This is a genomic window from Pseudaquabacterium terrae, from assembly GCF_013266755.1.
Lineage (GTDB): Bacteria > Pseudomonadota > Gammaproteobacteria > Burkholderiales > Burkholderiaceae_C > Pseudaquabacterium > Pseudaquabacterium terrae.
On record NZ_JABRWJ010000013.1, the window covers coordinates 35,811 to 47,524 of the forward strand.

6 protein-coding genes are annotated in these 11,714 nt (G+C 71.5%); all 6 read right to left on the minus strand.

Annotated features, from left to right (window positions below):
- Nucleotides 1–324 precede the first annotated feature (324 nt).
- Nucleotides 325–723, minus strand: a complete 399-nt coding sequence (locus HLB44_RS32175; RefSeq protein ID WP_173133312.1) for a hypothetical protein — start codon at nucleotides 721–723, stop codon at nucleotides 325–327.
- Between the two features lie 310 nt (nucleotides 724–1,033).
- On the minus strand, nucleotides 1,034–3,367 hold the full coding sequence (locus HLB44_RS32180; RefSeq protein WP_173133314.1) for a TonB-dependent receptor plug domain-containing protein: 2,334 nt from the start codon (nucleotides 3,365–3,367) through the stop codon (nucleotides 1,034–1,036).
- Nucleotides 3,368–3,372: 5 nt separating this feature from the next.
- Entirely contained in the window at nucleotides 3,373–5,325 is a 1,953-nt protein-coding gene (locus HLB44_RS32185) for a sialate O-acetylesterase (protein ID WP_173133316.1), read from the minus strand.
- Entirely contained in the window at nucleotides 5,322–8,303 is a 2,982-nt protein-coding gene (locus HLB44_RS32190) for a glycoside hydrolase family 31 protein (RefSeq protein WP_173133318.1), read from the minus strand. The genes HLB44_RS32185 and HLB44_RS32190 overlap by 4 nt, the downstream gene beginning before the upstream one ends.
- Nucleotides 8,303–9,736, minus strand: coding sequence for a glycoside hydrolase family 27 protein (locus HLB44_RS32195; protein WP_217283892.1), 1,434 nt, complete (start codon nucleotides 9,734–9,736; stop codon nucleotides 8,303–8,305). The genes HLB44_RS32190 and HLB44_RS32195 overlap by 1 nt, the downstream gene beginning before the upstream one ends.
- Before the next feature lie 29 nt (nucleotides 9,737–9,765).
- Nucleotides 9,766–11,712, minus strand: a complete 1,947-nt coding sequence (locus tag HLB44_RS32200) for a glycoside hydrolase family 97 protein (protein ID WP_217283893.1) — start codon at nucleotides 11,710–11,712, stop codon at nucleotides 9,766–9,768.
- Nucleotides 11,713–11,714: the final 2 nt, after the last annotated feature.

Here is an 11,714-nt window from a genome sequence, read left to right on the forward strand (position 1 = left end):
CCTTTCGCACGAAAGGAGCCACCTCATGTCGACGACCCGCACCCCCGGCATCACGATCGATGCCGATGGCCGCTTCTTCATCGACAAGCGCTATCGCGGCGTGCGCATCGGCATGCGAGTCGGGCCTGTCACGCAGGAGCAGGCAGAGCAGCGCCTGCGAAGAGAGATGGCGCAGGTCGACCTTGCCCTGGCCAATCCTTCACGACCGAGGTTCGCCGACTGTGCCGCGCGCTACCTGCTGCAGTCGCAAGGCCTGCGCAGCCTCGAAGCGATCCGCATCCACGCGCGCCAGCTCGATCCTTATATCGGGCACCTGGAGCCGCATCAGATCCACGACGAGACGCTCGCGCCGTTCGTTAGCGCGCGCATTGCGAGCGGTGCCTGCGCGACGACGATCAACCGCAGCCTGGAGGTGGTGCGGACGATCCTGCACCGTGCGGCGCGCCCGTATCGCGACGAGAAGGGGCGCCCGTGGTTGGACGCACTGCCGCCGCTCATCACGATGCTGCCGGAGTGCAGGCGGCCGCCGTACCCGATCACGTGGGATGAGCAAGATCGGCTCTTCCCCAAGCTGCCGGCGCACTTGGCGCGCATGGCGCTGTTCGCGGTCAACACCGGCTTGCGCAACAGCAACGTGTGCGGGCTGCGCCGGCGTTGGGAAGTCCCTGTTCCGGAGATCGGCCGCAGCGTCTTCGTGATCCCCGTCGAGGCCATGAAGGCCAAGCGTGCACACATGGTCATCCTCAACGACGCGGCGTGGCCGGTCAGCGGTCCGATACGTTCAGCTGAACGTGTCGACGGCGATCGGCTGGCGGCGCGCGTCGAACTTCACGGTGATCGCGTCTCGGACTCGGCCACCGCCGGGCACCTTTGCCGCCTGTTTGTGAAGGCCGGGATCGACGTGTTCCTCTCCATGCCGATGTCCCCGGAAACGCTTCGGGCCCACCTCGGAAAGGAACTCGGTTTGCGATGGATCGCGCCAAGCGAGGGTGCAAGGTGCACTTCAACGCGAGCGACGCGACGGAAGGCTACTTCAGAGTTTCAGCTCCAGCCGCAGTTGCAGGTTGACATGGCTGGGACCGCCGCTGATGTGGCGCGTTCGCTCAGCGGCCAGCGGTCCGCGTCCGTCGGGGTCGAAGTCGCTGAAGCTCTCGTTGGCGTGGTCACGTGGCAGCAGGTTGTGGGCCATCAGGCGCAGGCCCGCCGCAGGGCTGAAGGTCCACAGCGCGAACATGTCCCACTGGCGCTTGGCGGTCGCGCGTGTGGTCTCGTCGGCAGCCCATCGGGTCAGCGTCGACGGCACCCAGTTGAGGTTGCCACCCAGCGTCAGCGGAATGCCGCGCAGGCGGTAGTCGGCGCCCAGGTTGCCGGTGGCCTTGCTCTGCTGGTCCAGCCGGTTGTCGGGCCCGGGCACGCTGTCGACCCGGCTGCGCAACAGCGCCAGGTTGGCGCGCATCTCGACGGGCGCGGAGCCGGCGATCAGCTGATCGAGCCTGAACTTGCTCTCCAGCTCGATGCCCTGCGCGGTGGCGCTGCCGATGTTGCGCGAGCGGCGCACATAACGTGGGAACGGGCTCCAGTGGACGGTGTTCTCGAGCTCGACCGTGCTGCGCATCAGGTCCTTGATGCGGCGATGGAACAGGTTGGCGCTGAGCAGGCCGCCACCCTGCAGGTAACGCTCGAAAGCCAGGTCGATGCCGGTCGCCAGCTCGGGTTCGAGGCTGGGGTTGCCGGCGTTGTCGGGGCTGCTCTCGCCGTTGCTGCCGGTCGCCGGGTCGTAGAGCCGGTTGATGCTGGGCCGGCCGATCAGCGACCCCGTGCCGGGCGCGCGCCAGCTTCGTGTCAGGCTCAACCGCACCTGGTCGCGCACGCTGGGGTCGGGCTTCCACAGCAGGTGGACCAGCGGTGTCATCACGCTGTTGCGGCTTTGCGGGCGCTGGCCCCGGCCGTCGTCGCCGCGCGTCGCGATGCCTTCCCAACGCAGGCCGGCGTGGAAGGACCAGTGTTTGTCAGGCGCCCACTCGTCTTGTGCATAGGCCGCCACGCGTAGGGTGCTGGCCGCGAAGTCTTCGCCCGCATCGGCCAGCGCCGGGTCGGGCACGCCACCGATCAGGGTGGTCCGGGTGTCGTTGCGCCGGGCGCCTTCGGCTTCCATGCCCAGCACCAGGTTGTGTTCCGAGCCATCGCCGCCCAGCATGCGGCTGCCCTTGGCGTTGAGCTGCAGACCCTTCTCCCGTGAACTGCTGCGGTCCTGCTGCGACCGGAGCTCGCTGTGGTCCGCCCTGAACTCCTGGCGGGCGTTGGCATGGCGCGATCGAGAGCTGCGCAAGGTGCCGCCGACCTCGACGCGCCAGTCGGCCAGGCGCTGGCGAACCTGCAGCTGCAGGCGTGGGCCGAAGAAGCGGTAGTCACCGTAGCCGTGGCCAGACTCGGCGTGTTCCGGGCCGGCGCGCTTGTGGCGCTGGTCGATCTCGAAGCGGTAGCGGTGCTCACCCTGGTTGGCGAACAGACCGGGCGAAACGACCAGCGAATCGCCGTCGCCGCCCAGCCGCCATTGCAGCCGCGCGCCGAGGTTCAGCCCTCGGTTCGCGCCCGCATCGTGGCTGCGCGAACCGCGGTCCTCGAGCAGCTCACCCGTGGCGATGTTCGTCACCTGCGTCTCGCTGAAGCTCTCGCCCCGGCGCCGGTTCGCAAACAGCCCGGCCGACAGCGTGTAGGTCAGGTCGCCGGCGCTGTCGTTGTGCGACCAGGCGCTGCCCAGCGACGGTTCACCGTTCGACACGCCCGTCCCGATGCGCCAGTCGTTGAGGCGCTTGCGGAACCCTTCACGGGTGATGATGTTGATCGTCCCGGCGATCGCCTGGGCGCCGGTTTCGGCGGTCGGCGCGCGCAGGATCTCGATGCGCTCGATCTGCTCCGGCGTCAGGCTGTCCAGGCTGAAGCCGGGCGGCAGCCGCTGGCCGTCGATCAACAGTTGCGTGAAGCCGCTGCCCAGCCCGCGCAGCTGCGGCGGGCCGCCGCGCCCGGGCGCGCCGGGCGTCGTGACGCCGGGCAGTCGGCGCAGCACCTCGCCGACCGTGGCATCGCCGAACTTGTCGATCTCTTCGCGGCCGATGACGATCTTCGCCGCCGTCGACTGGCGCCGCTGCTCCGTGTCGGTGCTGCGGCCGCCGATGACCTCGACGCGTTGTTGGCCGGCTGCAGGTGCCGATGCGGCCGAGGCCGCGGGCGTCGACGCCGCGGAGGCAGCGGGCGCTGCGGTGGCGGCGGCGCGGAGGGGTGGTGGGGTCTGCACTTGTGCCGCCACCATCGTCGCCAGCGCCATCGACGGTGCGAGCACGAGGCACAAGCACACAGGCCAGCGCATCGACTTCAGCGCCCGTAGCGCCGCCCGGCCGACTCCAGCGGCCAGTCGTCGGTGCGCAGCGGTGGCAGCGGCAGGCCGTCGCCGCCGACGATGTTGGCGTCGCTGGGGTTGTTGACCCAGGCATAACGCGCCGCCACCGGCATCGGCACGGCGGGGCTGTGCAGCACGATGCGGTCGCCGTCGAAGCGGGCTTGCGCCGGCAGCCAGCGGCGGTCGGCGCCAGCCAGGAGGAAGCCGCGCAGCGGCTCGCCGGCGCGGGCGGTGCGCAGGCCGCCCGCGGTGGCGCCGAAGCGCAGCTGCAGTTCGCTGCCGCTCACTTCGTGACCTAGCAGGCGCGGGCCGCCGGCCGGTGCGGCGCGCAGGCCCTGCTCGTGCAGGGCCAGCGCAGCCAGCCGGTGACCGAGGGTGCGCTTGTCGCGTGGATGGATGTCGACCTCGTCGCCGACGTCGATGGCGGCGGCCATGCCGGTGTGCGGCAGCGCCAGCGCCGCGGCCTGGCTCTCGCGCAGTTCGGGCCAGCCGCCGGCCCCGGGCACGTTGTCGGCCAGCCGCAGAAAGGAGGCGAGCTGGACGAAGAAGAACGGCAGCTTCGGATCGCCGAACTGGCCGCGCCAGTCCTGGATCAGGCGCTTGAAGCCGCCGGCATACGCTTCGGCGCGCCCGACATTGGTCTCGCCCTGGTACCAGAGCACGCCGCGCACCGACAGGCCGTGCAGCGGGGCGATCAGGCCGTTGTGGGCGAGGACCGGTGCATCGTTGGCGCTCGGCTGAGCGGGGGCCGCGATCTGCTCGACGCGCGCGCGCCAGGCGCCGGTCAGCGGGACGGCGCCGGCCGCGGTGTCCAGCCGCATCGAGGCCGCATCGCCGTGGAAGCCGCCACCGCCGCCCGTGTCGGTGACGCGCACCGCGATCCAGTTGGCGCCCACGCGCAGCAGGCCGGGGGGCAGGGCATAGCGGCGCGGCTGCTCCCATCCGCACTGGCCGCCGACCCGCTGGCCATTGACCCAGGTCTCGTCGCAATCGTCCACCTTCGCCAGGTGCAGCTCGGCCGCGCCGACCGCCTGCGCGGTGGTCAGCTCCACCCGCTTGCGCATCCAGACGACACCGTCGAGGTTGGCCAGGCCCTGGCCCTCCCACTCGTGCAGCGCCTGAAGCGTGGGCCAGTCGGCGTCGATCTCGCCGGCGGCGGACCAGCCGCCCGGATCGACGCCGTCCAGCGGCAGGCCGGGTTGCCATGCGGCCACGCGGCCGCGCAGGTGCTCGCGCAGGGCGGCGCCGAATGTCGCGTTGTCGGCCGGCAGCGCACGCACCGCGGGCGCCAGGTCGGGATCCTGCAGCGCCGCGTCGCGGCGCACCCAGGTCTCGAGCATCGAGCCGCCCCAGGCGGTGTTGATGAGGCCGATCGGCACGCCTTGCACCGCCTGCATCTGCCGCGCGAAGTGGTAGCCGACGGCGCTGAACTCGCCGACGCGGCCGGGCTCGGCCACGACCCAGGGCGCGGGTGCGATGTCCGCCTCGGGACGCACGCTGGCACGCAGTGGCACGCGCAGGTGGCGCAGCTGCGCACTCTGAGGCGATCCGATCTCTTGCGGGCCGGTGTCGGTCTGCGCCAGCGGCCACTCCATGTTGGACTGGCCGCCGAGCAGCCAGACGTCGCCGATCAGCACGTCGCGCAGCTCGATGACCTGGTCGCCCTTGACCCGCAGGCGGTGCGGACCGCCGGCCGGCAGCGGGGCAAGCTGCGCGTGCCAGCGGCCGTCGGCGCCGACACGGGTGCCGGCCCGGCGGCCGCCCAGTTCGACCGTTAGCGTCTGGCCCGGGGTGGCCTGGCCCCACAGACGCAGCGGGCGGTCTCGCTGAAGCACCATGTGCTCGCCGAACACAGGGGACAGGCGCACTTCGGCGTGGGCAGTGGCGGCCAGCAGGCTGAGCAGCAGGGGCAGGGCAGTCTTCTTCATCGGGTCGGGTCTGAGGGGTCGAAGCGCAGCGTCGTTGCGCGGCCCTGGTAGTTCACGGTATGGGTCTGTTCAGACCGGCCGGGCGGTGCCATCAGACGCACGCGCAGCTCGCGCCGCGTCACCATGCCGGGATAGCGCCCGTGGCGCGGGCCGATGTGCAGCGTGCGGCGCGCATCGTCCCAGCGCAGGGCGGTGGTGGCGCGCTCGCCGCGTTCGTAGGCGTAGGTCTCGCCGTCGTCCTCGTAGAGCGTGAAGCCGCCGTCGGCACCGGGGTAGACGCGGATCTCCCAGGGCGCCTCCGGGCTCTGGCCGGTGTGCTCCACCACCGGGCCCAGGGGCACGATCGCGCCGGCGCGCACGAACAGCGGGAATTCGTCCAGCGCATAGTCGCGCTCGGTGCTGCGGCCGCCGGCGTGACGCTCGCCGGTCCAGAAGTCGAACCAGTCGTGGCCGGCAGGCAGCAGCGTCGCCTGGCGTTTGTCGAGCTGGCGCTGCGTCCTGGCCAGGTCTCGTTGCTGGCTGGGCGTGCGCCAGGCCAGGCGCAGCACCCGGTTGCCGCCCGCTTGATAGAAGTCGATGCGCAGCTTCAGCGTCTGGCCTTCGCGCAGCGTGAGGCGGTGGCTGGTGAAGCGCGCGCCGCCGATGGCCCAATCGTCGACGACGAGTTTGTCGTCCAGCCACAGGCGGAAGCCGTCGTCACCCTCGACGCCGATCTCGTGCTCGCCCCCTTCGCTGGCGGTGATCTCGCCGGTCCAGCGCGCCGAGAAGCGGTTCAGGCCGCTGAGGCCGGGCGGGAGGCTGCCGAGCGGCGGGTCGGGCCAGTGGTGGTCGACCACCGTGTCGATGGTGCGGCTGGCGGGCTTGTCGAAATCGATGCCCTCGAAGTACTCGAGCACCAGTCCGCGTTGCCCGTCGGGCGTGCGCAACTGGGTCGCCGGCACCGTGGCCGGCGGCGGCAGCACCGGGTGGAACATCGGCCGCGTGATCGGCTGCACCAGGAAGGCCGGGCCGAACATGTAGGTGTCGTCGACCTTTCGCAGTGCGGCCTGGTCGGGGAAGTCCATCGCCAGGCCACGCATCATCGTGTAGCCCTCGTGCGTACAGCGCCAGGCCAGGCCGTAGAGGTAAGGCAGCAGCTGCATGCGCAGGTGCGCCGCGCGCAGCAGCGAACCGTACATCGCCGGGTCCAGCGTCTTGAAGAGATAGGGCTCGCGATCGATCGAAGTGCCGTGGATGCGGTAGACCGGGTTGAAGATGCCGAACTGGTTCCAGCGCGCGTAGAGCTCGCGGTAGGCCGGGTTGCGCTGCCCGTCCGGGAAGTTGACGAAGAAGCCGCCGGTGTCCTGCGTCCAGTACGGCAGGCCGGCCATCGAGACGTTCAGGCCGCCGGCGATCTGCGCGCGCAGCGTGGCCCAGGACGCCGTGGTGTCGCCGGACCACGGCAGCGCGGCATATCGCTGCTGCCCGGCCCAGGCCGAGCGGGTGAGCGTGAGCGCGCGCTTGCCGCCCGGGCCGGCGGCGCGCTGGCCTTCGTAGACGCCGCGGGTCGTCACCAGGCTGTAGACGTTGAGGTAGCGCGTGGTGTCGCCCATCGCGGTGACGCCCAGGGCCTTGATGTCGGCCTCGACTTCCCGCGGGTCCCACGCGGCGCCGCCCACCTCCACTTCGGTGCCGTCCATCCACAGCGCATCGACGCCGACGTCGAGCAGGCCCTGCTTGACGTGCTTGAAGTAGATGCGGCGGCCTTCGGCGCTGAAGGCGTCGTAGATGCGCGCGCGCTTGGAGATCCAGTGCAGCGGCTCGAAGCGCAGGCCCTTCGCATCGAGCTCGCGGGCCAGCGCGGTGTCGTTGCCGACGCCCGGCCAGATCGACGCCATCAGCTTGACCTTGAGCTTGTCGTGCAGTTCGCGCGTCATGGCGGCGGGATCGGGGAAGCGTTCGGCGTCCCAGACCATGCCGCTCCACTTGCCGTCCCATTCGCGACCATTCGGCCCGTCCTGCTCGCCGCCCCAGTACTGCCAGTCCTGCACGATGTAGTCGAGCGGGAAGCGTTCGGCGCGGAAGCGCCGCACCACCTCCAGCAGCTGCTGCTGCGTCTGATAGCGCTCCTTGCTCATGAACAGGCCGAAGGCGGCCTTCGGGAACATCGGCGCGGCGCCGGTGAGCTGGCGATAACCCCGGATGACCGCGTCCATGTCGGCGCCGGCCACCAGGTAGTAGTCGGCGCCGGCCGGCGCGCTTTCGGCGCGGAAGGTGGCGCCGTCGGGCCGGTCGCTGAAGCTCATCTTCGAGTACACGTCCCACAGCAGGCCCCAGCGCCGCGTGGAGACCATGAACGGCACGACGATGCCGATGTTGGTCTGCACCAGCAGCACGTCGCGGCCGCGGTAGTCCATGTAGGGCTGGTCGTACTGGCCCAGGCCGTACAGCGATTCGTCGGGCGTCAGCGTGAAGGTCTGCGTCAGCGCGTAGCTCAGGCTGCCGGCGATCTCGACGCGCTGCAGCTCGGTCGGCGCCTGGCCGCGCTCGCGCGTCAGCAGGCGGCCGTCGGCGCCGAAGAAGGCCAGCGCGCCGCTGCGCTTGTCCACCGTCACCCGCACCGCGGGCCCGGCGATGGTCAGCGTGTCGGCGCTGTCGCTGACCTCGCAGGCGACGGCCTTCGGGCGGACCACCACCACCAGGCTGGGCTGGGTGGTGTGCGCCTCGCCCAGGTGGGCCGCCACGCGCACCAGGCCGGCGCCGTAGAACAGCACGCTCTTGGTCAGGTCGCCCGACCGGAACTGCACGCCCTCGGCCACGCGCCGCCAGGCGAAACCACCCGGCGTGGGCCCCATGCGCAGGGCCCGCAACTGCCCGGCGCCATCCAGGGCGGAAGGCAGCGCCGTCGCCGCATCGGCCGGCAACGCCAGGGGGCCGGCCGAGGCGCAAGCCAGTGCGCCGATGAAGTCGCGGCGTTTCAGTTCAATGGGCTTCGTCATCAGGCCTTGTCCTTGTGAAGTGGCGCCGCACCGCAGCGCACCAGCCGCGCACCGTGCGGCGGCACGGTGAGCGCGCGGGTGCCGCCAGGCAGGTCGGCGCGCGCCCAGCAGTCGCGGCGCGCGTCGGGCAGCCAGCCGGGCAGCGGCGCATGCCACGGCGCCTCGCCCGTGTTGAGCCATGCCGCCCAGGTGCCCTGCGGGCCGTGACAGACGAAGCGGTGGCCGTGGGCGCTGCTGTGCCATTCGCGCGCGCCGGGCACGCGCAGCAGCGCCAGCACTTCGGGGTTGGTGACCACCCGCAGCGTCCAGTCGTCGAGCCGGCGCAGGTCGTTGCCCAGGATCAGCGGGCTGCGCGCGCAGGTCCATGCGGTGAGCATCAGCAGCTGCTCGTCGCGGGTGAATCGGGTCTCGCGCTCGCCGCGGGCCGGCGGTTCGCCATCGAAGTTGCGCAGGCCGATCCTGCCCACCGGCAGCATGTCGGCGTCGGGCCAGGCGCCGGCGCGCGCGTGCGGCGCCCACTTCACCAGGTTCGCCAGGTTGTCGCGCAGTTGCGGCCAGGTGTCCCAGAAGTCGTTGCACACGCGCCACTGGTTGGCGTGAGCCTGCAGGTGCGCCGCCTGCTCCAGCAGCGACGGGCCGGGCGACAGGCTCAGCACCATGGGCCGGCCGGTGGCGTCGATGGAACGGCGGATCAGGGCCACCTCTTTCGCGTGATAGGACGGCGCGGCGATGTCGTCGACCTTGACGAAGTCCACGCCCCATTCGGCGAGCTGCGCGAACCATGCGCGGTACCAGTCGAAGGCGCCCGGGTGCTCCGGGTTGACGCCGCACATGTCGGTGTTCCAGGCGCAGGTGGAACCCGGGTTGGCCGCCTCGTGGCAGCGGAAGGTGCTGCCTGCGATGGGCAGTTCCAGCCCGACCGCCTGGCGCGGGATGCCGCGCATCAGGTGCACGCCGAAGCGCAGCCCGAGGCGGTGCACCTGCGCGGCCAGCGGTGCGAAGCCGCGGCCGCCGGCGGCGCTGGGAAAGCGGTTCGGCGCCGGCTGCGGGCGGCCATGCGCATCCAGCAGCAGCGGCGCGAAGGGCCGGTACCACGACGAGGTGGCACCCGCCTCGTACCACTGGATGTCGACGGTGGCGGTGTCGTAGCCGAAGGGCAGCAGGCGCTCGGCCAGGATGCGCGCGTTGTCCAGGTACTCCGCTTCGGTGACGCTGGCGCCGAAGGCGTCCCAGCTGTTCCAGCCCATCGGCGGCGTCGGCGCCCAGGCGTGGAAAGGCAGCCCCGGCTCGGCCGCAGCGGTGGTCGTGGTCGAGACCGCGGTGGCAGCCGCCGTGGGCAGGCCGGCCATCGCGGCGAGCCCGCCGCCGACCACGGCACGCACGAAGCCGCGGCGGCCGGGTTCGTCAGGGGGCTTGGCAGCAGGGGTGTCCATCGGCGATGCGGTGCAGGTCATGTCGCGGATCACGGGGCGGACCGCGCGTCAGGCCGCGGCAGCGGCTCCAGCACCACCGCGGCGCCGCCGGCGGACGCCAGGCGCAGCGTCAGCACGTCGCCGCGCTTCACGGTGCGCACGCTGCGCCGGAGCTCGCGCGCGACCTCGCCGTCTTCCCACACGGTGGCCCGGTAGGCGCCCGGGGGCAGGAAATTCAGCGGCACGCGCTGCGTGCGCGCCTCGTCGCCGGTCATCGCGCCGACGTACCAGGCCTGGCCATGGCGCCGCGCGAGCACGATGTCGCGGCCGGGCTCGCCGTCGAGGAAGCGCGTCTCGTCCCAGGCCGTGGGCACGCGGCGGATGAAGTCGAAGCCGGGCTCGCCGTGGTAGTTCGAAGGGTCGTCGGAGACCATCTGCAGCGGGCTGTCGTAGACCACGTACATCGCCAGCGCCTGGCCGCGCGTGGTCTGCGTCTGCGGCATCACGGCGCGCACCTCGAAGGCCGAGGCCGTGGCATTGCGGAAGCCGCCGGGCGTGTAGTCCATCGGCCCCACGAGCATGCGCGTGTACGGCAGCATCAGGTTGTGCTGCGGCGTGATGCGCTTATCCATCTTGTTCCACTCTGCGCCGAGCACGCCTTCCTGCGTGATGTAGTTCGGGTAGGTGCGCTGCAGGCCGGCGGGGACGTAGGCGCCGTGCAGGTCGAGCAGCATCCGGCGCCTGGCGGTGGCCTCGGCAACGCGCTGGTAGAAGGCGACCATGTCCTGGTCGTCGCGGTTCATGAAGTCGACCTTGATGCCCTTGATGCCCCAGCGCGCATAGGTGTCGAGCACCTCGTCCATGCGCGGCGCCAGGTGTTCCCAGTGCACCCACAGCAGCAGGCCCACGCCCTTGTCGGCGGCGTAGCGCACCAGCGCTGGCATGTCGATGCCGTCGGCCGCGCGCGTGATGTCGGTGCCGGGCAGCGCGTCGCAGCAAGGGCCGGTGCCGAAGGCCCAGCCGGCATCCATCAGGTGGTAGGGGAAGCCGGATTCGGCGGCGAAGTGAATGAAGCGCTTGTACGCGGCCAGGTCGGGCTTGACGCCCTCGAGCGGACCCGACCACCAGTCCCACGAGGTCTTGCCGGGCTTGACCCAGGAGAAGTCCTGTTGCGGCGGCGGGTTGAGGTGGCCGACCAGGTGCGACTCGATCAGCTCGCCGGCACGGTCGGCCATCATCACGGCGCGCCAGGCGGTCCTGAGGCCGCCGGTCGAGACGAAGGCCGGGCCCGGGCGCTTGGGTACCGCGGACAGCTGCACCCGCAGCGCCGATCCTTCGCGGCGGAACGAAGCGCCGGTGTAGCCCTCGAGGTGGGCCTGGGTGATGGCGTAGTGGGTGCGGCCCGCGGGCGTGGCGCAGACCACCGGCACGTCGTAGGCGGCGTCGGTCTTGAGCTGCGAGATGCGCAGGCGTTCGAAGTTCAGCTCGTGCGCGCCGTAGTCGGTCGGCGTGACCAGGCACGACGGGTCGCCCGCCGGCACGAAGGCCGTGCGCTCGCCGCGCAGCTTCACCGGGGCCGCGTCTTCCAGGCGGTAGCGGAACGCGACGCCATCGTCGTAGGCGCGCGCGTCGATGAGCAGCCGCCGCCCGCCGCCGGCTTCACGGAAGGCGAGGGTGGCGCCGCGGTAGTGGTCGCGCGCGCTGGAGGCCTTGGTGGCGACCAGCGGGATGCTGCGGTTCACCGTCGCGTCCTCGCGCGTCTCCAGCTTCAGCGCACCGAAGGCCGGCGCGCCGTCGAGCTCCAGCCCCAGCGGCGAGGTGGCGATCACGGTTTCGCCGCGCCGCACGATGCTGAAGCTGCTGCCGTCGTCGGCGATGTGCAGCGCGGTGCGTCCGTCGGGCGACGCGATCACGGCGTCGGCGGCTCGGGCCGGGGCCATGGTCAGCGCCGACAAGGCGCAGACCGCGAGGATCGTTTGCAGGTGCTTGTGGTTCATGC